Genomic DNA, 18,660 nt, shown 5'->3' with positions numbered 1-18,660 from the left:
CTGTGCGACGGGGGCTTGGGTCTTGGTTTCTCTTTCCTTTTCTCTGTTGTGTTCTTGAAGTCCGCCGCCCTTGTTGTCTCCTTTGAATTTGTCTGCGCGCCCTCCCGTTCAGTGGCGCGCCCTCTTGGTTTTTGCTCTGCCCTTGTCTCTGATGCAGCCTCTGTCCGCGCAGGCCTGGGGTGCTGATGGCCACCGTTTGATCGCCCGCGTGGCCGAGCAGCAGCTCAGCCCTGCGGCGCGCGCCGAGGTGGAGCGCCTGCTGGCGCTGGAGCCGGGCAGCAGCCTGGCCTCCATTTCTACCTGGGCGGATGAACACCGCTCGCCGCAAACCGGCCACTGGCACTACGTCAACTTTCCACGCGATGCCGCTTGCACTTACGAGCCGCAGCGGGATTGCGAAGACGGTGCTTGCGTCGTCGAGGCCATCCAGCGGCAGCGGGCTGTCTTGCAAAGCGCGGCGCCGGATGAGCAGCGCCTGAAGGCCCTGAAATACGTGGTGCATCTGGTGGGCGATGTGCATCAGCCCCTGCATGCCGGCTTTGCCGATGATCGCGGCGGCAATAGCTATCAGGTGCAGGGTTTCGGGCGTGGCTCGAATCTGCATTCGCTGTGGGACTCTGGCCTGATTCTGAATCGCCCCGGCGGCGCGCAGGCGCTGCAATCGCAGCTGGCCGCTGAAGCGTCAAACGCCGCAGGCGCGCAAGCCAAAAAGCCGGCTTCTCCGCAAAACCCGGCCTTGCAGCGCTCGCAAGTGATGGCCGCCGCGCGCGCCGAGGCCGAGCCCGCTTCGTGGGCGCAAGCCTCTTGCCAGATCGCCAGCGCAGCGGGCTTCTACCCTGATGGGCACAAGGTCGATGAGCGCTATGCCGAAGGCCATGACTCGACTCTGCTGGCGCAGCTGACGGCCGCGGCTCGGCGCCTGGCCACGGTCTTGAACGAGAGCTTGCGCTAAGCACGGTTCGATACAGGGCGGCTTCTGTCCTGATGGCCTCCTAAAGTGAAAGCACTCGTTTCACCTCATAGGAGTGCCTGCTCATGGAAAGCAACGCCACCGACCCTCAACGCCGAAACCTGCTGCAGGCTGCAGCCGCCACCTTGGCCGCTGCGGGCCCGCTGAGCCTGGGCTCGGCCCAAGCCGCCAGTCAGCCTCCCGCCGCCACCGGCAAGCCCGGCGACTTTGATTTCTTGAGCGGCGAATGGCGCATCAAAAACCGCCAGCGTAAGAACGGCGTCTGGGAGAGCTTTGAGGGCGAGGCCACGGTCTTCGGCATTCTGGCCGGCAGGGCCAGCATTGAAGAGCTGCGCATTCCGCAGCGCAATTTCAGCGGCATGGGCTTGCGCTTATTGGACGCGGAGAAAAAGCTCTGGGCCGACCATTGGGTCAATAGCAAGAGCGGCGTGCTGACGCCGCCACCCGCCTGGGGCAGCTTTGTGCAGGGCGTTGGTACTTGGGATTCCGAAGACCAGGACGGCGACACGCCCATCATCGTGCGCGGCGTCTGGGACCGCATCACGCCCCGCAGCTGCCGCTGGTATCAGGCGGTATCGCGAGACCAGGGCAAAAGCTGGGAAGAAAACTGGCTGATGGATTGGACGCGCGTCTGAGTTGACCCGCGCCCTTTGCCTTTAGGCGCTGACCGCCAACTCCGGCTCAGGCAGGGCGACGCGGTTGTCGGTGCTGAACTGGTAGTCCTTGAACACATGCTCGGCCGTCAGCAGCTGGTAGCTGCCATCGGGGTTGCGATGCGTGGTGTCTTTCAGGCGCCAGGTCAGCTGGCCGCAGGTCCAGATGTCGAAGTTTCGCATATGGGTGCACAAGCAGGTCTTGTCCTGCACCTTGACGCGGCGCTCGCCGGGATGGGCGGCCACTTCGCGGTTGTAGGAGCTGATGTAGGCGCACTTGCCATTGGCATCGAGCAAATAGCCATAGGCCTCGCAGTTCGGGCGGATGCCGTCACCAATGCCGGGGCTGGAAGTGATCATGCGCATCGGGTAGCCGGTGGGCGAGATCTCGTTGACTTCGATGTCGCTCTCGCTGGCCTTGAAGTATTCCTGCTTGATGTCGTCCGGCAGGCCGCATTCGCGGGTGACGGTGAAGCGCGTGGCGACCTGCACGCCCGAGGCGCCCAGCTCAAGGAAGCGCACCGCATCGCTGCCAGTGAAGATGCCGCCGGCGGCGATCAGCGGAATCTCCAACTTCTCGGCCAGCAGGTATTGGTGAATCTCGGTGACGATGGTGGCCAGGTCGTACTCGGCCCAGTCCATGCCAAAGCCCAGGTGGCCGCCGGCCAGCGGGCCTTCGATCACCACATAGTCGGGCAGGCGGTTCAGGCGGCTGTTTTTCTTCAGGAACAGCTGCAGCGCGCGCAGCGAGGAGACGATGATGCCCAGCTTGGCTTCGCGAAAGCGCGGGTGCTCGGCGATCAAGGCGAACGAGCCCAGATGCAGGCCGGCCGCCAGGGTGATGCCGTCAATGCCGGCATCCAGCGCCGAGTTCATGCGCACGGCCAGCGTTTCCTTCGGGCCGTTCATCGTCAACTTTTCCATGCAGTTGATGAAGATCAGACCCTTGCCCTGCTTGCGCGACATGGTGTGTTCCACATGCGCGCGTGTGGCTTCGGCCAGGTGTTCCAGATTGAACTTGACCTCGGACTTGTCTTCCGAGGCGACGTTGTACTGGTACTGCGCCTGTTTGGCCTTGACGTATTTGGTCTTGTAGCGGCGGTCGGTGACGGTATTCACCATCGCGTCGGAGATATGACCGATACCGCCGAGGCGCGCGGCCTCCAAGGCCAGGTCGGAGGAGGAGATGTCGACTCCCATGCCTCCAATCACGATGGGCACCAACTCATGGCGACCCAGGCGCAGGCGGAAATCATCCAGACGTTTCATCGAATTCAACTTTCGAGCACAGGGCTCAGGGCAAGGTCAAAAAACAGCGCGCATTAGGCGGGAAGTTGCCGCAGGCCAGTACGCGTTACATCAAAGCTTCATCAAATAGATGGCCGACTCTAAAAAGGCCGCCGGGGGGATTTTGCCTGTTTCCCAGCAGGGGGCCGCTTGACCCCATTCCACTCAGGCGCTTTGGTGCGTCTGAAGTGGCCGCTCAGCGCGGGGCGGGCGCGGCTTGGCTGAGCACGTCCTTGGCCCAGGACTGCGCCAGCTTCTTCGCCTCCCAGGCCCAGACAAAGGCCTTCACGGCGCGGGCCTTGCGGTACTGCGCGGGGTCCAGCAGGGCCTGGCTGACCGCCGGGGGCAGCTTGAGCTGATCAATGCGGATCGGCCGCGCATAGCCACGCGCCAGATTTGTTTGGCCGGCGTCGCTGAAGATGTACTCGCGCGTCAGCAAGGCGGCATTCGGGTGCGGGGCATGCTTGTTGATGAGGGTGGTGTAGCCGCTGGTCACCGAACCATCGGAGGGGATCAAGACCTCGAAGTCGCGCGGCCGGCTCAGGCGCTCGCGCATGGCCAGGGCCAGAAAGTCCCAGGTGATGTAGACATCGGCGACGCCGGCCTCCACCCGCCCCTGCGAGGGGCTTTGCGTTGACAGCAGGCCCTTGGCCGCCAGCCGGGCAAAGCGCTCCAAGGCTGGCTTGAGGTCTTGTTCATGACCGCCAAGCGCAATCGCCGCCGCCAATATGCCGGCGCTGGCCAGGGCCGATGAGCCCACCTCGCCGACCAGCACCTTGTGGCCGCGCTCAAACAGCTCGGCCCAGCTGCGTGGCACACCACGATCGTCGAGCCGTCGGGTGTTGATCAAAAAAGCCACCGTGCCTGTGTAGGCCAGGGCCCAATAGCCCTCGCTGTCTTTGGCCCAGTCGGGGATTTGCGCCCAGTGGCTGGGTTTGTGGGGCCGGCTGATGCCGCGACCGCGCGCCATGGCGCCATATTCAAAGCCCACATCGGCGAGATCCAGACTGCCGCTGCGCCCCTCGGCCTCCATGCGGTCTAAGCTTTCGGCGCTGGTCAGGTCCCAATCGCGGTGTTGAAGGCCGTAGAGCCGCTTCAGGTCTGCCCAGCTGGCTTCCCAATTTGCCCAGTAATTGGGCATACCGGCGCTGTGCAGCCAGGCTTCCTTGCGGGCTGCGGCTTCGATCTGTTCCATGCCGGGGGCGATCTGCCCCAGGGCCTGGCCCGCGCGCAGCGCTGCCGCCCAGGCCAGGGCCGTGGGCGGCCACAGAAGCGACTGACGACGTTGCAGATCCATGAAGAGGCCTTGAGCAGCCGGGAGGGGATGGGGCGCGGCGCTGGCGCAGATTAGCACCGCTGCGGCCGAAAACCCATGCCCTCAAGCTCGGCGGCGCGCAGCGTCGATAATCGTCGCTTCATCCAGTCTCGCGCCCCTCTTGTCTTCATGTCGAATCTGATCGTTCACGGCGGCACGCCTTTGGCGGGCCGCATCATCCCTTCCGCCAACAAGAACGCCGTATTGCCCATTCTGTGCGCCACCTTGTTGACGGCCGAGCCGGTGCGCTTGCGCGGGGTCCCCGAGATCACCGATGTGAAGAAGATCCTCGAGGTCTTCCGCAATCTGGGCAGCTCGGTGGAGATCGACTACGCGAGCGGCGTGCTGGATGTGCACCACCGCAACACCTGTTTCGACGCCGCCACCGACCGTCTGCCGGAAGAAATGCGCTCCAGCATCATGTTGGTGCCGGGCCTGATGGCGCGCTTTGGCAGCGCCCGCATTGAAGACGATGTGACCGGCTGCACCCTGGGCGTGCGCGAGATCGACCCGCATGTGGAGGTGTTCCAGCGTTTTGGCGCCGAGGTCGAGCGCCACAGCGACGGCCTGGTGTTGAAGGTTGCCGGCAAGCTGCAGGCGAATGACCACTGGACCGACTACGCCTCGGTCACCACCACCGAAAACTTTGTCTTGTGCGGCGCGCTGGCTCAGGGCCACTCGACGCTGATGAATGCCGCCTCCGAGCCGCATGTGCAGGAGTTCTGCGCTTTTCTGAAGATGCTGGGTGCCAAGATCGAAGGCCTGGGCACCTCGCGCCTGACGATTGACGGCGTGGAGCGCCTGGGCGGCGGTGAGTTCACTTTCGCCGAAGACTTCCACGAGATCGTTACTTTCTTGGCCTTGGGCGCCATCACCGGCGGCCGGGTCGAGGTGCGTAACTCCACGCCTGAGCAGTTCCCGCTGATCGACCGCACGTTTGCCAAGTTCGGCGTGCAGATCATTCATGAGAACGGCTGGTCGCGCTCGGTCACCAATGGCCCTTTGAAGGTCAAGGAACCCTTCACCCGCAATATTTTGCAAAAGGTCGAGGCGGCGCCTTGGCCCTATTTGCCGGTGGACCTGTTGCCGATCTTTGTCGCCCTGGGCGTCAAGGCCGAAGGCAGCGTGATGTTCTGGAACAAGATCTATGACGGCGCCATGGGCTGGACCTCGGAGCTGAGCAAGTTCGGCGGCCATGCCTTCTTGTCCGACCCACACCGCATGGTCACCTTCGGCGGCAAGCCCATGCATCCGGCTGAGGTGGAGAGCCCTTACATCATCCGCGTGGCCATTGCCCTGCTGATGGTGGCGGCCAGCATTCCGGGCAAGTCGGTGATTCGCAATGCCACGCCGATCCGCCGCGCCCACCCGCGCTTTGTCGAGAACATCTGCTCGCTGGGCACTCGCATCGAATGGGTTGAAGGCGACTGATGTTCAAGACCGGGGGCGTTGGGCGGTCCAAGCTGAAGCGGCTGTTGCGCCTCCTGCAAGCTTCGCTAGCGCTGGCCTTTGTGGCTATGCCAGCGCAATCGCAAGTGCAGCCCACGGAAGCCGAGCCTATGCGCTGGCTGGTGCGCGATGTGCCGCCGTATTTCAGCTATGTCGATGGCAAGGCGCCCCAGCGCGTCAGCGACCTTCAGAACGGCGAGATTGACGGCTTCTTGCGCCTCTTGATCGGGCATTTGCCGCAGTACCGCCATGAGTTTTTCGATGCGGGCTTTCCGCGTTTTGAGGCCATGGTGCGCCAACAAGGGCAGACCTTGTGCTCGGCCCTGCACGTGCGCACGCCGGAGCGGCTGGACTGGCTCTACTTCACCCATTTGTACCCGCCGCTGTTTTCGCGCCAGATTCATTTGATCGTGCGGCGCGAGAGCTGGCCCAAGTTCGAGGCCCTGGGCAATACGGTGCAATTGGCCGATGTGCTTGCGCAGACCAAATTGGAAGGCCTGCTGCCGCGCGGCCGCGCTTATGGGCCCAAGATCGACGCTCTGCTGCAAGCGCGTGGTGAGCAAGCGCCCAAAACGATTGTGGCCGCCAAGGGCATGCATTTGCTGGCCATGCTGCGCGCGGGTCGCATGGACTACACCTTGGACTATCCCGCCACGGTGGATGAGTTTTTGCGCAGCGCCGGGCCTGGGTCAGAGCTTTTGAAGATCCCCTTGGCCGAGGCGCGCAGCACCATGGTGGCGACGCTGGCCTGCAGCCGCACGCCCGAGGGCAAACGCCAGATCGAGGCGATTGATCAGGCGGTGCGCAAGCTGGCCCAAGACCCCCAGCGTGAGGCTTGGATTCGCGCCTGGCGTGGCGACTCGCTCGATGATCAAGACCGCATGCGCTTGAAGCGCTATATGGACGATCGCGCCCGCGGCGGCTCGCAAGTGGAGTGAGCTTCTCTTGAGCCGTGCGCCCAAGCCGCCCTTGCCGCTGCGCCACGGCGTGAGCGCGAGTGCGGTGGCCATGCCCTCCGAGGGCTCTTGGCCCCTGATCTTGGACTTTCTCGACCATCGCATGCCACAAGTGGGCCGGGCGATCTGGCTGGACCGCATGGCGAACGGCGCCGTGCTGGATGCCCAGGGTCAGGTCTTGCCATCAGAGAGCGCCTATCGCCCGGGCGAGCGGCTCTACTACTACCGCGAGATGGCGCAAGAGCCGCAAATCCCCTTCGAGGAAACCATCCTGTTTCAGGACGAGACTCTGCTGGTGGCTGACAAGCCGCACTTTTTGCCGGTTACGCCCAGTGGGCGCTATGTGCAAGAGACTCTGCTCACCCGGCTGAAGCGCCGCAGCGGCTTGGCCGATCTCAGCCCGATTCACCGCATCGACCGTGAGACCGCCGGTCTGGTGGTGTTTTGCATCCAGCCCGAACAACGCGGCGCCTACCAGGCGATGTTTCGCGACCGCGTGGTGGACAAGGTTTATGAAGCTATTGCCCCTTTTAAGCCCGAGCTGGCCCTGCCCTTGACGCGGCGCAGCCGCCTGCAAGAGCGCAGCGAGGCTTTCATGCAGATGGAAGAGGTCGAGGGGGCCTGCAATGCCGAGACGCGGGTGACCTTGCTGGAACGCCTGTCTGGCCCTGCGGGACTCGCGCGTTATGCGCTCTACCCCAGCACCGGCCAAAAACACCAACTGCGCGCGCACATGAATGCGCTGGGCCTGCCCCTTATTGGCGACCGCATCTATCCCGACTTGCTGCCGGTGGAGCAAGAGCCGGACTTCAGCCGGCCCTTGCAGTTGCTGGCCCGCGAGCTCAGCTTTGTGGACCCGATCAGCGGCCAAGTGCGTCGCTTCACGAGCCGTTTGCGTCTGGACTTGGCTTAGGCTTGTAAAGCAGCCAAGGCCAAGCGCGCGCCCAGCGTTTGCATGCAGGCCTGAGCGACCTCGCGGCCCTTCTTGACGAAGTGCTCGCTGAAGTAGCGGCGATGCTCTTCATGCTCATGGAAGTGATGCGGCGTCAGTACCGCCGAGAACACCGGCACGCCGCTGTCGAGTTGCACCCGCATCAGGCCGTCGATCACCGCCGTGGCGACAAAGTCGTGACGGTAGATCCCGCCGTCCACGATGAGGCCGCAGGCGATCACCGCATCAAAGCGGCCGCTCTCCGCCAAGGTCTTGGCGTGCAGCGGGATCTCGAAGGCGCCGGGCACCTCGAAGCAATCGATCTGATCGGGCGGCAGGCCATGGGCTTGCAGTTCGGCCAGACAGGCTTCGCGCGACTGGCCGACGATGTCGGCATGCCATCCGGCCGAGATGATGGCCAGGCGAATGGAAGAAGCCCGGGTCTTGAACAGACCGATGGGCGATGGGGACTTGCTATCGTTGTTGAATCGCTGATTCATGCTTGACCTTTGAGGTGTGGGACATAAATCAGGGCGCGCGAAAACGCAGCGGCGCCACCCCGCCCCGGGCTTTCTTTCGAAGACCCGAGCCGGTGCGGCGCTGCCGAGAGCATCGCGTTTCTCTTTCATCCGGACTGTGACCGTCGGCTCTGGCATCGCACCAGATCTGCTGACCCTTGGCCGGGTCGGAACCCGATCAAGGCGCTCGCGGGCTCTCATGCCAAAGCATGAATACCGCCGGTGGGGAATTTCACCCCGCCCTGAGAACGCTGCACCGTCCTTGCGAGACGGCGCGGGGCGATTCTAGGCGCAGGACCTAAAAGCTCAGCAGCAGCTGAGCACTCCACATATCAGCGGGGTGGCCATAGACCTTGCCGTTCAAATAGCTCAGTTGCAAGTCCAGCGCCTGGCCGGGCTCGGCAAAGGGCAGGCCCAGGCGCAGGCTTGGGCCGGCGCGATGCGATTGCGCCTCTTGCGAGGCCCAGTGTGCCCAGGGGCCTAACTCGCCAAAGCCCTGCAGCCCGAGCCGTAGGCCCGGCCTCAAGCGGCGCAAGGCTTGCCATTGGTATTTGAGCTGCGTGCCTTTGCTGCCGGGGTGCCACTCATGTTCGAAGAAGAGGTTGAAGTTGAGCTGGGTCAGTCCCCACTCGCCTTGCAGGCTGGGGCCTATCTCCAGCGCATTGCTGGTGTCGCGGCCATGGTTGCGGATCAGCTGGCTGTGCAGGGCCACATCGATGGGCCACTGGCCTTGGCTGAGCATGAAGTCGTTCTGCCAGTTCACCGAGCTGAGTTTCTGGCGGCTGCCCATGGTGCCGATATAGCTGAGCAAGAGTTCGCTGGTCCAACGCTTGCTAAAGCCATAGCGTAGGCCCAGCTCGGGCCACAAAACCGCCTCGGAACCGGGCATCTTGACGGTCCAGTAGCGCAGATCCAGGCCGGCCTGACCCTCCTGGCTGTAGGGCGTGACGAGGTAGTAGCCTGGGTCGGCGCTGGCCGAGGCGCAGCCCAGGCTGAGCAAGCTCGCCAGCACCCAAGACTTGCCGTTTAGGCTCAGCAATGATCGACGCTTGCTCGTATCGGGCATGGGGGTCTCCTAGCCTCGCAACAGGGCGGCCAGCGCCTGTGCATCCAGCACCGTGGCCTCGTCCTGCCCTTCCAGAATGCCATCGGCCAGGCCGCGTTTTTCGCGGTGCAGATCGATGATGCGCTCTTCCACCGAGCCGGCCGTCACCAGTCTATAGACGGTGACCGGGCGCTTTTGCCCCATGCGGTGGGCGCGTCCGGTGGCCTGGTCTTCGGCGGCCGGGTTCCACCAGGGGTCGACGATCAAGACATAGTCGGCCATGGTCAGGTTCAGGCCAAAGCCGCCCGCCTTCAAACTGATCAAGAAGACCTCGCCCTCGCCGCGCTGGAAGGCCGCCACCCGCTTGCTGCGCTCAGCCGCCGGGGTGCTGCCGTCCAGGTATTGGTACTTGACGCCCATACTGTCTAGGCGCTCGGCCAAGAGCTTCAAGTAGTCGGTGAACTGACTGAAGACCAGGGCCTTGTGCGAGCCATCGACCAGCTCGCGCACGATGTTTTCAAACTCAGCCAACTTCGAGCCGACCAGGCCCAGCTCGGGCGCCACAAGGCGCGGGTCGCAAGCGGCGCGGCGCAGCCGCATCAGCTCGGCCAAGACCTGCATGGGTGCTGGTTGGCCGCTGCTGGCGGCGGCGCTGACGGTCTCTTGGGCCGAGCGCCGCAGTGCCTCCAGAAAGTTGCGCTCCTCGGTGCTGGGCTGCACCAGATGGACGATCTCGGTGCGCGGCGGCAGGTCTTGCAGCACCTGGGTTTTGGTTCGCCGCAGCAGGAAGGGAGAGACCAGGCGGCGCAGGCGCTGCCGCACGACCGCATCTTGGTGCTTCTCAATCGGCGTGGCAAAGCGCTCGCTGAACTGCACGCTGCTGCCCAAGAGGCCGGGGTTGATGAGGTTCATGATGGACCAGAGATCGGCCAGGCGGTTTTCCACCGGTGTGCCCGACAAGGCCAGGCGGAAGCCCGCCTTGAACTCGGCCACTGATTTGGCGCGCTTGGTGGCGGCGTTCTTCAGCGCTTGCGCCTCGTCCATCACCAGCGTGGCCCAGTCTTTGCCGGCGAAGACTTCGGCATCGATCTGCGCCAGGGCATAACTGACCACCAGCACGTCACCCGGCCCGGCTTCTTGGACCAAGGCGGCGCGGGCTTCGGCGTCGATGGCCTCGCCATAGATCGAACAGCGCAGGCCGGGCGCGAATTGCTGCGTCTCGGCCAACCAATTGCCACACACCGAGGTCGGAGCCAGCACCAGGGCCGGGCCCAGTTCGGCCCGGTCGACCATGAGCGCCAAGGTCTGCACCGTCTTGCCCAGGCCCATATCGTCGGCCAGGCAAGCGCCCAGGCCGGCTTGGGCCAGGCGGCTCATCCAGACGAAACCTTCCAGCTGATAACTTCGCAACTCAGCGCGCAGGCCAGCTGGCAGCGTCGGCTGCAAGGCGTTGGCGCTGGCCAGGGCATCCATGCGGGCCTGCCAGGGCGAGTCGCCCTCCACCATCATATCGACCAGCGTTTCGTCCAACCAAGACGCCACCGCTTGTGGCAGCTGCAGCTGCTCTTTCTTGGCCTGGCCCAGGGCGTCCAGATCGCGCAGCTGCTGGCGCAGCTGTTCGCTCAAGGCCAGGTACTCGCCCTCACCCAGTCGCACAAAGCGGCTGCGCGAAGCGCGCGCCAGAGTCAGCAACTCTTGCAGGCCGATGACGCGGCCCTCGTCCATTTGCGCCTCGCCATTCAGCGCCAACCAGTCGCGGCCGCTGCTCACCTGCACCCGCATCTGCGTGCTGTCCAATGGCTTGACGCGCAGCGGCTTGCCTTTGGGCCAGTCGAGCGCGGCAATGCCGGGCAGGCTGGGCAGCACTTCGACCACGCGCAGCGCCTCCTCGGCATCGGCCAGCTGCCAGGGTGACTCCGGCCCCAGCTCGGGGTCCAAAAAGGGCAAGGCCTCCAGCACCGCGCTGCGTGTGGCGGCCTCGGCGGCCAGATCGCGCTCGGTGGCTAGGCTCAGGCCTTCATGCATGCACATCAGGCGCTCGCGGCCCCGGCCCGGCGTGACGGCGGGGCCAAAGCTGCCGAAAGGCTGGGCCACCAGTTGCAGCTGCAAGCCCTCACCCAGTGGCAGCAGGCGTGCGCGCAAGCGGCTGTCGCCCGGCACTTGCTGGCCGGCTTCGGCGTCGCTGTGCAACTGGAACAAGCCGCTCAAGACCTGCAAGGCCGCGCCCAATTCCGCGCTGGCGCTGGTGGGCACCGACCAGCCCTGCGCCACCAGTTCCGCCACCCGGCGCTGGGCGCTGCTGATGCGGATCAGGCGGGCGCGCTGCGGGCCGTCGCGCACGATGCGCAGGGTGTCGCGCTTGGCGCTCTCGGTCTCGTGGCTGTTGCCAAAAAAGCCGAACAGGCGCGGCGGCTCCACGCCCACCAGGGGCGGGTGGATCGAGAACTCAAACTGGTCCTCGCCCGCCACGCCCGCTTTGCTCGGGCGGCGCAGCACTTCCAATTCGGGCTGTGCTTCTACCAGTTCCACCCATTGGCCGGGTGCGTCGGCAAACATCACTGCCGGATGGCCGATCAGGGCGACCACGCCTTGCGAGGCATCGATCTGAAAGCTGTTGACGCCACCATAAGGGCTGCGCTCGATATGGCGCAGCACCGCGTTGTCGCGCGCGCTGGCGGCACCGTTTTTCTTCAACCGGCTCAAGGGCACCGGCTTGAACTTGGCCACGCCGCGGGCGCTCACGCTGCGTTCCAGCGGCTCCAGGTCTTGCATGCGGCCTTGCGGGTCCAGCGTGATTTGCCAGGCCAGTTCGGTGTTGCTGGCCGCCGGCTTGGTGGCTTTCTCCTCGCCCAGCGAGGCGATGGCCGCCAAGGCATCGCGCCAGGGCTCGCGGGGCGAGCCCAAGAAATTGGCGGGGGGCTTGGCGCCGTTCAGTGCGAGCGGTGGCAGCTCGATCTCCAGCCGCTCGGCCGCAGCCGCCACCCAAACGGCCAACCACAGCTGACCGCTGCCTTGCAGGCGCTTCACCACGGTTTGAACGGTCGCGGCACTCCAGCCCTCGGCCGCCTTGCCGGCCCAGGCGGCCAGCAGCAGGCGATCGGCGGCGGCGCCCAGGCTGTGCTCGCGCAATTCCAGCGCCGGCTGGTAGGCCAGGCAGTCGGGGTCCAGGCTGTCCTCGCCCAGACGGGTGCCGATCACATGGGCCCAGCGGCCGCATTGCTCATGCGGCGAGGGGTTGCGTGAGCCCGACTCGGCGATGCAAAACTTGCGCGCCGTCGTCCAGGCTTTGGGTTCGGCCTGGGCCAGCAGGCACAGCACATAAATGCGCGACATCGCATCGTCGAGCGCGCCACGGCGAGCGCCGCTGAGCTTGCGCAGCTCTTTCATCACCGCTTCGAAGGTGGTTGCGGCTTCGGCCCATTCGCCGCGCGCGGCTTGCTCGCAGGCGGCGTACATGGGCACATGGGGCCCGTTCAGGCCATGCAACAGCGCGTGCATGCCCTCGAAATCGAGCGCATGAACACGGGCCTCGGCCAATCGCCCGCGCAACTCCGGCGCCACCGACATCGGCTCGGCTTTGAAGTTGGACTCCAGCCATTGCGAGAGCATCTGCGCGCGCGGGTCGGCGGGGGGGAGCAGGCTCAGGCATTGGGCCAAGAGCTTGCTGCGCAGCGCCGGGTCGATGCGGGCAATGGCTTGCGGCAACCAGGGCTGGGTCATCGCCTGCAACAGAATCAGCGGCGACATCAGATCCTGCAACTGCGCCGTGGTTTGGCGCTCGAACTCGGCGCGCTGCACGCCGGAGTGGAGGTAGAGGCGCAGCAGCGAGGCTTTTTCTTGATCGCTGCGATAGCTGATCCAGGCCAGCTCGCGCCGCACATCGCCATAGCCTCCGCCATAAACCCAGGCCAGGCAGCGCCAATACTGCGGCGCCTCGGGGCGCAGCAGCAAGCTTTGCAGGCGCTCGGCATGGGCCTCCAGATCCGCCACATAGCCGCGGCCGGAGACGATCTCGGCCAGGCCTTGGGCCTGCAAGGTCTGCAAGCAATGCGTCACCTGCGGCAGTTGAAAAGGCTGGTCGCCGCCGCTGCCTTGGTGTTTGACGCTCATGGCCTGCAGCCACTGGCATAGTCCGCCTGCACCGCGCGCGCCATCGGTCAGCAGCAAGGCGTCCAGCACCGCCTGGACATCGGCAGGGTCGGGCTCGGCCTCCTCGGTCTTGCTGCCTGTGCGCTGCATCAGCCCGGCCTTGACCTGGCGAGCCCGCTCCACCAATTCTTCTTTGCTCAGCCCATGCAATCCGCCCGGTGAATGGAGGGGGGCGAAAGGGGCGGCAGAGGAAGCGGGTTTTTTGGACATGGTGGGCCAGAGCAGGATGGCGGCAGTATGCCAAGCGCAAACACGGCTTGGGGGCGCGTGAAGCAAATCACACCGCTGCGGCGCTTCCGGGCGGCTTGGGCGATTGCTGCCGCAAAGCCGGTAATGCTCCCTTGCGCGGCTGCGGCCTGCCATTAAAGTGGAGGTCCCCGCTGCGGCCTTGCGCCAAGGCAAGCCTCCCCGCAGCTAAGTCTTTTTTCATGAAAATACGCGTCCTGGGTTGTTCCGGCGCCATTGCAGCCGCTTACAAAACGACCGCTTTTCTCCTTGATGACGACGTCTTGATCGACGCCGGCACCGGCGTTGGCGATCTGTCTTTGCAAGAACTGGTGCGCATTGACCACATTCTGGTCAGCCATTCGCATCTGGACCATATCCTCGCCATTCCCTTGCTGGCCGATACCGTCTTGCGCGAGCGCGAGGCCGCCGGTCGTCCGCCCATTCAGGTGCATGCCCTGCCCGAGACCTTGGATGCCTTGCGCAAGCACATCTTCAATGGCGTGATCTGGCCCGACTTCACACGCCTGCCCAGCCCCGAGCGCCCGGTGCTGAGCCTGCATGCTTTTGAACTCGGCCAAACCTTGCACTTGGGCTCCCGCGAGATCGAAGTCTTGAGCGCGGCCCACACCGTGCCGGCCGTGGGCTTTGCGGTGCACGGCGCGCAAGGCAGCTGGGTCTTCACCGGCGACACCGGGCCGAATCCGGCGCTGTGGCAACGACTGTCCAGCCTGTCGATCGCCCATTTGGTCATCGAAACCGCCTTCGGCGACGATGAAGCCCAGCTCGCCCGCGTCAGCCGGCACCACTGCCCCGCCAGTCTCGGCCCCGAACTGGCTCAGTTGGCCGGCAGCGTGGCGGTGCACATCACCCATATCAAACCTGGCGAAGGCGAGGCGGTGATGAGCGCCGTAGCCGCGCTGCAAACTCCGCACCGCATTCGCGCCTTGCAGGCTGGGGATTTGATGGAGTTTTGAGCGTACTTCTTAGCGCGTCTGCCCTTGCCTAAGGCGCCGCATTGCGGCGCTTTTTTCATGGCCGAGTTGGTCTGGAACGCCGCGGTAAAAACTTGTCACCCTGGCGCCAGGATTGCCAATTTTTTTCGTCATTGCGACAAGATTTGTCTGCGTCCGGGCGGGTCAGTGCAAGGAACTGTGCGGTATTTCACGTTTCAAAGCTTGGCATGGCTGATGCGTCAAGGGTGTTGCCTCTTCCCCTTAACACCTCTCTTCAGGAGCTTTCGTCATGAATATGAAGCGCGCTCAACAAGGCTTTACCTTGATCGAACTGATGATTGTTGTGGCCATCATCGGCATTTTGGCTGCCGTTGCTCTGCCGGCCTACAAGGACTACACCACCAAGGCCAAGATGGCCGGCGCCACCAGTGTGGCTGGCTCGGCTCTAACGGGCATGGGCGTGGCTTGCAGCGATGGGTCCTTTGACACGGCCAATAACGCCTCCCTGGGTCTGCCCGCTGGCAACACGATCACCAGCGAATACGTGTCCGACGTGACCGTAGCCAACAAGAACATCACCATCACCATGAAGCAGATCGCAGGTGGCGCAGCCAATGGCGGCGTCGATGCAGGCCAAACCGTCATCTACGGGGGCGATTGCACCGACAAAGGTGTGGTCTGGACCATCAGTGGCACGGTGGACTCCAAGTTCCGTCCGAAGCTCTGATCTTGATCTGAGTTGAGCGCTTGACCCGGCGCTCGGCTTGGCTTGCAAATTAAGCGCCCAGCGAGGGCGCTTTTTCTTTGCCAGAACTTTTCATGTGCCAGCCATCGCTCCACCAAGCCCAGGGCAAATTTGGTCACTTTGAAAGCCCTGGGCCGTTTTCCGTCCAGCAAACTGACCAAATTTGTCAGTCGCGTCTGCCTGCCAGGGACCTAGGCGTGACAAAGCGCACAAGTGAAGACGCTCGCTTTGCTGGCACGCACCCTGCGTAAAGAAGTGTTTCCAATACAACTCGGTAGCGAAGGTTTCTATGTCCCTGAAGCGTGCTCAACAAGGTTTCACCCTGATCGAATTGATGATCGTCGTCGCCATCATTGGCATCTTGGCTGCTGTGGCTCTGCCGGCCTACAAGGACTACACCACCAAGGCCAAGATGGCTGGAGCCACCAGCGTGGCCGGTGCTGCCTTGACCGGCATGGGCATCGCCTGCAGTGATGGCTCCTTCGATACCGCGAACAATGCTTCTCTGGGCTTGCCGGCTGGCAACACCATCACCAGCGAGTACGTGTCTGACGTGACCGTGGCCAATAAGAACATCACCATCACCATGAAGGCGATTGCCGGTGGCGCCGCCAACGGCGGTGTCGATGCCGGTCAGACCATCATCTACGGCGGTGCTTGCACCGCCAAGGGTGTGATCTGGACCATCAGTGGTTCGGTGGACTCGAAGTTCCGTCCGAAGCTCTAAGTTCAGCCTGAGCGCGCGCGGCCATCAGGCGGCGACTCTGTGCTGAAGAAGAAAGCGCCCCTTGGGCGCTTTTTTTTCGGCCCAGCGATCCTCTGCCACAGGATCTTTCAAGGTTCGATCACTTGAACTCGGCAGACAAGGCCGTGCACGAGGGTCAAGCGGCCGACAAATATGGTCACTTTGCGGGAGGTATCACCCATTTGCGCCAGTCGAGCTGACGAAATTTGTCAGCTCGATTGACTTGGCAGAGTCCTTATCGTGACAAAGCTCACGAAAAAAGGCGCCCAAATAGCTGGCACGACCCCTGCATTCAGGGGGGGTGTCTCTACCTCTCAACACCCCTCCCCAGGAGCAATCGTCATGAACATGAAGCGCGTCCAACAAGGTTTCACCCTGATCGAACTGATGATCGTCGTGGCCATCATCGGTATCTTGGCTGCCGTGGCTCTGCCGGCCTACAAAGACTACACCACCAAAGCCAAGATGGCTGGCGCCACCAGCGTGGCCGGTGCAGCCTTGACCGGCATGGGCGTCGCTTGCAGCGACGGCACTTTCGATACGGCCAATAACGCCTCCCTGGGTCTGCCTGCTGGCAACACCATCACCAGCGAATACGTGTCCGACGTGACCGTGGCCAACAAGAACATCACCATCACCATGAAGGCGATCGCCGGTGGTGCGGCCAACGGTGGTGTGGACGCAGGCCAGACCGTCATCTACGGCGGTGCTTGCACCGACAAGGGCGTGATCTGGACCATCGGCGGTACCGTCGACTCCAAGTTCCGTCCGAAGATCTGATGATGAGCTGACCTGGGCGCCTTGTCTGGCGGCCGGGTCGGTTTCAAAAGAAAGCGCCCCAGTGGCGCTTTTTTTTCGCCGGCGCTTTACCCTTGACGCTGCCTTTGCCTCGCCCTGGCGACCAAGGCTCACGGACCACAGCATGGGCGCCGGACCTTGGTCGCCGCCGCCAAGACTTCAATCGATGCAGATCTCGGATTCCCACCTTCGCAATACTCAATGGCTGGCCATGCTGCTGGCTTGCGTAATTGCGCCCAATCTGGCTGTCAATTTGGTGTCCAGCTCGGCCACCTTGAATCAGCTGGCGGCCTTGGCGGGCTGGGGGCTGGTCTTGCTGACGATGGGCGCCACGCCGGTGAATTGGCGTACTGGCCCGGCTGTTTGGGCTTTGCTTTTGCTGCTGGCCGCCGCTTGGGTGTCTTACTTCTGGGCCGGCTTGCCGATGTCCCTGCTGCTGTCCTACAGCGGCTTGCTAGGCGCTGCCTTGCTGCTCTTGATGTTGGGTCAAGGACTTGGAAGTGGGCCTCGACAAGCTGGGTTCAAGGCGCTGTGCTGGGGCTTGTTGTGGGCTGGCCTGATGGGCGCCGTGGTCAGCGTGGTCCAGGTATTTGCGCCGGATTGGGCCGGCGAGGTCTGGATTGCACGGAGCGACATTCCGGGCCGGGCCCTCGGTAATTTGCGTCAACCCAATCATCTGGCTTCGAGCCTGATCTGGGCCTGCGTTGCGGCGGTGTATCTGGCGGAGCAAAGGGCCTTGGTGACCCAGCGCCGCTCGTCAGCGATCTGGTTGTTGCCGGCTGTGTTGCTGGTACTGGTTTTTGGCTTGGTGTTGAGTGCCTCGCGCGGAGGCATGGCGATGCTGGGCGTTTTGCTGCTGTGGGTCTTGTTGGATCGTTGTATCAGCCGACCGACGCGGCTGGCGGTCTTGATGACGCCTTTGATGCTGGGCCTGGGCTGGGCCGCCATGTCTTTGTGGTCGCAGCTCGGTGAACATCAGTTCAGCGCGGCCTCGCGTCTGGCCGAGGGCGCCAGTTCACCGAAACGGCTGCAATATCTGGCTTGTGCCTGGGAGTTGCTCAAGCAGCATCCTTGGACCGGTGTGGGTTGGGGCGAATTCAACTTTGCTTTGACCATGACACCCATGCCGGGGCGGCCCAATTCTTTTGTAGATCACACCCACAACTTGCTCATGCAGATCTTGGTGGAGTTGGGCTGGCCGGCGGGCCTTCTGGTGCTGGGATTGCTGGCAGCGGCATTGAAGCGAGCATTCCAACTTGGGCGCAATGAAACAGCACCGAGTGAGGCCCTGCTTCGGCATGCGGCGCTGATGTTGGTGTGTTTGATCTTGTTGCAAGGCTTGCTCGAGTTTCAGCTTTGGTATGCCTATTTCCTTTTGCCAGCCGCTTTCGCCTTTGGCATGGCCTTGGCGCCGCCCTCGCCAAGTCCAGAGAGTGCAGAGCGCAAACCGGCGCGGACTCGTCCCTTGCCGCTCTTGGGCTTCTTGATGGTGGCGCTCAGCGTCCTGGTGTTCTTTGACTATTTGCGCGTGGTGGCCATCACGGTGCAGCCGCCCAATGGCATGAGCTTGTTGGACCGCATCACGCAAGCGCAGCAGCGCTCGATCTTTTTCTCGCACCAGGCTGATTACGCGGCGTCGACGTTTTTGCTGCCCGGTCCTGAGGCTTTGGATGCAGCCCGGCGTAGCGCACACAATGTCAGCGATGAATCGACCCTGATCGCCTGGGCCAATTCCTTGGTGGTCAGCGGTGACGCTGATCGTGCGCGTTATGTGGTGCAGCGCTTGCGCGAGTTCAATCTGCCGCGCACGCGGGAATGGTTGGCTGAATGCGAGCGAATAGCGCCAGATGCCAAGGTCAGGCCCTACCAGTGCGACGCACCGCGGCGCCAATACAGCTATCGTGAGATGCGTTAGCCA

The 18,660-nt window shown here is 63.6% G+C and carries 15 protein-coding genes and 1 riboswitch; of the genes, 10 read left to right on the top strand and 5 right to left on the bottom strand.

Going from position 1 to position 18,660, the window contains the following annotated elements:
- Positions 1 to 151: 151 nt before the first annotated feature.
- Together LNV06_RS18330 and LNV06_RS18325 are read left to right on the top strand one after the other, a co-directional pair.
- Positions 152 to 952, top strand: coding sequence for a S1/P1 nuclease (locus LNV06_RS18330; protein WP_263539734.1), 801 nt, complete (start codon positions 152 to 154; stop codon positions 950 to 952).
- 83 nt (positions 953 to 1,035) lie between these two features.
- Entirely contained in the window at positions 1,036 to 1,605 is a 570-nt protein-coding gene (locus tag LNV06_RS18325) for a hypothetical protein (protein ID WP_263539733.1), read from the top strand.
- Positions 1,606 to 1,626: 21 nt separating this feature from the next.
- Here LNV06_RS18325 and LNV06_RS18320 read toward each other — a convergent pair whose 3' ends face one another.
- Entirely contained in the window at positions 1,627 to 2,892 is a 1,266-nt protein-coding gene (locus tag LNV06_RS18320; protein ID WP_263539732.1) for a nitronate monooxygenase, read from the bottom strand.
- 214 nt (positions 2,893 to 3,106) lie between these two features.
- Positions 3,107 to 4,207 carry an ABC transporter substrate-binding protein gene (locus LNV06_RS18315; protein ID WP_263539731.1) on the bottom strand — a complete coding sequence of 367 codons (1,101 nt, stop codon included), beginning with the start codon at positions 4,205 to 4,207 and terminating at the stop codon, positions 3,107 to 3,109.
- Between the two features lie 147 nt (positions 4,208 to 4,354).
- Between LNV06_RS18315 and LNV06_RS18310 the strand changes: the two genes are divergently transcribed.
- The 3 genes from LNV06_RS18310 to LNV06_RS18300 are packed head-to-tail and all read left to right on the top strand — an operon-like array spanning position 4,355 to position 7,543.
- The gene (locus LNV06_RS18310) at positions 4,355 to 5,656 is read left to right on the top strand and encodes a UDP-N-acetylglucosamine 1-carboxyvinyltransferase (RefSeq protein ID WP_263539730.1); all 1,302 of its coding nucleotides are present in this window, start codon (positions 4,355 to 4,357) and stop codon (positions 5,654 to 5,656) included.
- Entirely contained in the window at positions 5,656 to 6,612 is a 957-nt protein-coding gene (locus LNV06_RS18305) for a TIGR02285 family protein (RefSeq protein WP_263539729.1), read from the top strand. The genes LNV06_RS18310 and LNV06_RS18305 overlap by 1 nt, the downstream gene beginning before the upstream one ends.
- A 7-nt stretch (positions 6,613 to 6,619) precedes the next feature.
- A complete protein-coding gene (locus tag LNV06_RS18300; protein ID WP_263539728.1) occupies positions 6,620 to 7,543 on the top strand; it encodes a pseudouridine synthase in 924 nt (307 codons plus the stop codon).
- On the opposite strand, the gene LNV06_RS18295 is transcribed toward LNV06_RS18300, so the two are convergent.
- The 3 genes from LNV06_RS18295 to LNV06_RS18285 all read right to left on the bottom strand — a co-directional run bounded on the left by LNV06_RS18295 (position 7,540) and on the right by LNV06_RS18285 (position 13,483).
- Positions 7,540 to 8,061, bottom strand: coding sequence for a 6,7-dimethyl-8-ribityllumazine synthase (locus tag LNV06_RS18295; RefSeq protein ID WP_263539727.1), 522 nt, complete (start codon positions 8,059 to 8,061; stop codon positions 7,540 to 7,542). The two genes, LNV06_RS18300 and LNV06_RS18295, sit on opposite strands and share 4 nt — an antisense overlap.
- A gap of 112 nt (positions 8,062 to 8,173) precedes the next feature.
- A riboswitch (FMN riboswitch) is annotated at positions 8,174 to 8,333 on the bottom strand.
- A gap of 44 nt (positions 8,334 to 8,377) precedes the next feature.
- Positions 8,378 to 9,145 (bottom strand): hypothetical protein, encoded by a 768-nt coding sequence (locus LNV06_RS18290; protein ID WP_263539726.1) that lies wholly within the window; start codon positions 9,143 to 9,145, stop codon positions 8,378 to 8,380.
- 9 nt (positions 9,146 to 9,154) lie between these two features.
- The gene (locus LNV06_RS18285; protein ID WP_263539725.1) at positions 9,155 to 13,483 is read right to left on the bottom strand and encodes a DEAD/DEAH box helicase; all 4,329 of its coding nucleotides are present in this window, start codon (positions 13,481 to 13,483) and stop codon (positions 9,155 to 9,157) included.
- 218 nt (positions 13,484 to 13,701) lie between these two features.
- Here LNV06_RS18285 and LNV06_RS18280 point away from each other — a divergent pair, with 218 nt between their 5' ends.
- The 5 genes from LNV06_RS18280 (at position 13,702) to LNV06_RS18250 (ending at position 18,657) form a co-directional block, all read left to right on the top strand.
- Positions 13,702 to 14,475 (top strand): MBL fold metallo-hydrolase, encoded by a 774-nt coding sequence (locus LNV06_RS18280; protein ID WP_263539724.1) that lies wholly within the window; start codon positions 13,702 to 13,704, stop codon positions 14,473 to 14,475.
- 268 nt (positions 14,476 to 14,743) lie between these two features.
- Positions 14,744 to 15,181, top strand: a complete 438-nt coding sequence (locus tag LNV06_RS18270; protein ID WP_318013526.1) for a pilin — start codon at positions 14,744 to 14,746, stop codon at positions 15,179 to 15,181.
- A gap of 307 nt (positions 15,182 to 15,488) precedes the next feature.
- Complete coding sequence (locus LNV06_RS18260) at positions 15,489 to 15,926, top strand: pilin (protein ID WP_318013525.1); 438 nt, start codon at positions 15,489 to 15,491, stop codon at positions 15,924 to 15,926.
- Between the two features lie 360 nt (positions 15,927 to 16,286).
- Positions 16,287 to 16,724: a pilin gene (locus LNV06_RS18255; protein WP_318013524.1), complete on the top strand. Its 438-nt coding sequence runs from the start codon at positions 16,287 to 16,289 to the stop codon at positions 16,722 to 16,724.
- Positions 16,725 to 16,908: 184 nt separating this feature from the next.
- A complete protein-coding gene (locus tag LNV06_RS18250) occupies positions 16,909 to 18,657 on the top strand; it encodes a PglL family O-oligosaccharyltransferase (RefSeq protein WP_263539723.1) in 1,749 nt (582 codons plus the stop codon).
- The last annotated feature ends 3 nt before the right edge of the window (positions 18,658 to 18,660 follow it).

This window comes from Paucibacter sp. Y2R2-4 (assembly GCF_025717535.1).
Classification (GTDB): domain Bacteria; phylum Pseudomonadota; class Gammaproteobacteria; order Burkholderiales; family Burkholderiaceae_C; genus Paucibacter_A.
The sequence above is the reverse complement of the archived record's forward strand: the minus strand, read 5'-3'. Positions and strand labels throughout refer to the sequence as shown.

What these genes read in the sequence shown, in the direction of transcription:
- LNV06_RS18330 (WP_263539734.1), top strand. Translation starts at nt 152, where the DNA reads ATGCAGCCTCTGTCCGCGCAGGCCTGGGGTGCTGATGGCCACCGTTTG.
- LNV06_RS18325 (WP_263539733.1), top strand. Translation starts at nt 1,036, where the DNA reads ATGGAAAGCAACGCCACCGACCCTCAACGCCGAAACCTGCTGCAGGCT.
- LNV06_RS18320 (WP_263539732.1), bottom strand. Translation starts at nt 2,892, where the DNA reads ATGAAACGTCTGGATGATTTCCGCCTGCGCCTGGGTCGCCATGAGTTG.
- LNV06_RS18315 (WP_263539731.1), bottom strand. Translation starts at nt 4,207, where the DNA reads ATGGATCTGCAACGTCGTCAGTCGCTTCTGTGGCCGCCCACGGCCCTG.
- LNV06_RS18310 (WP_263539730.1), top strand. Translation starts at nt 4,355, where the DNA reads ATGTCGAATCTGATCGTTCACGGCGGCACGCCTTTGGCGGGCCGCATC.
- LNV06_RS18305 (WP_263539729.1), top strand. Translation starts at nt 5,656, where the DNA reads ATGTTCAAGACCGGGGGCGTTGGGCGGTCCAAGCTGAAGCGGCTGTTG.
- LNV06_RS18295 (WP_263539727.1), bottom strand. Translation starts at nt 8,061, where the DNA reads ATGAATCAGCGATTCAACAACGATAGCAAGTCCCCATCGCCCATCGGT.
- LNV06_RS18290 (WP_263539726.1), bottom strand. Translation starts at nt 9,145, where the DNA reads ATGCCCGATACGAGCAAGCGTCGATCATTGCTGAGCCTAAACGGCAAG.
- LNV06_RS18285 (WP_263539725.1), bottom strand. Translation starts at nt 13,483, where the DNA reads ATGTCCAAAAAACCCGCTTCCTCTGCCGCCCCTTTCGCCCCCCTCCAT.
- LNV06_RS18280 (WP_263539724.1), top strand. Translation starts at nt 13,702, where the DNA reads ATGAAAATACGCGTCCTGGGTTGTTCCGGCGCCATTGCAGCCGCTTAC.
- LNV06_RS18270 (WP_318013526.1), top strand. Translation starts at nt 14,744, where the DNA reads ATGAATATGAAGCGCGCTCAACAAGGCTTTACCTTGATCGAACTGATG.
- LNV06_RS18260 (WP_318013525.1), top strand. Translation starts at nt 15,489, where the DNA reads ATGTCCCTGAAGCGTGCTCAACAAGGTTTCACCCTGATCGAATTGATG.
- LNV06_RS18255 (WP_318013524.1), top strand. Translation starts at nt 16,287, where the DNA reads ATGAACATGAAGCGCGTCCAACAAGGTTTCACCCTGATCGAACTGATG.
- LNV06_RS18250 (WP_263539723.1), top strand. Translation starts at nt 16,909, where the DNA reads ATGCAGATCTCGGATTCCCACCTTCGCAATACTCAATGGCTGGCCATG.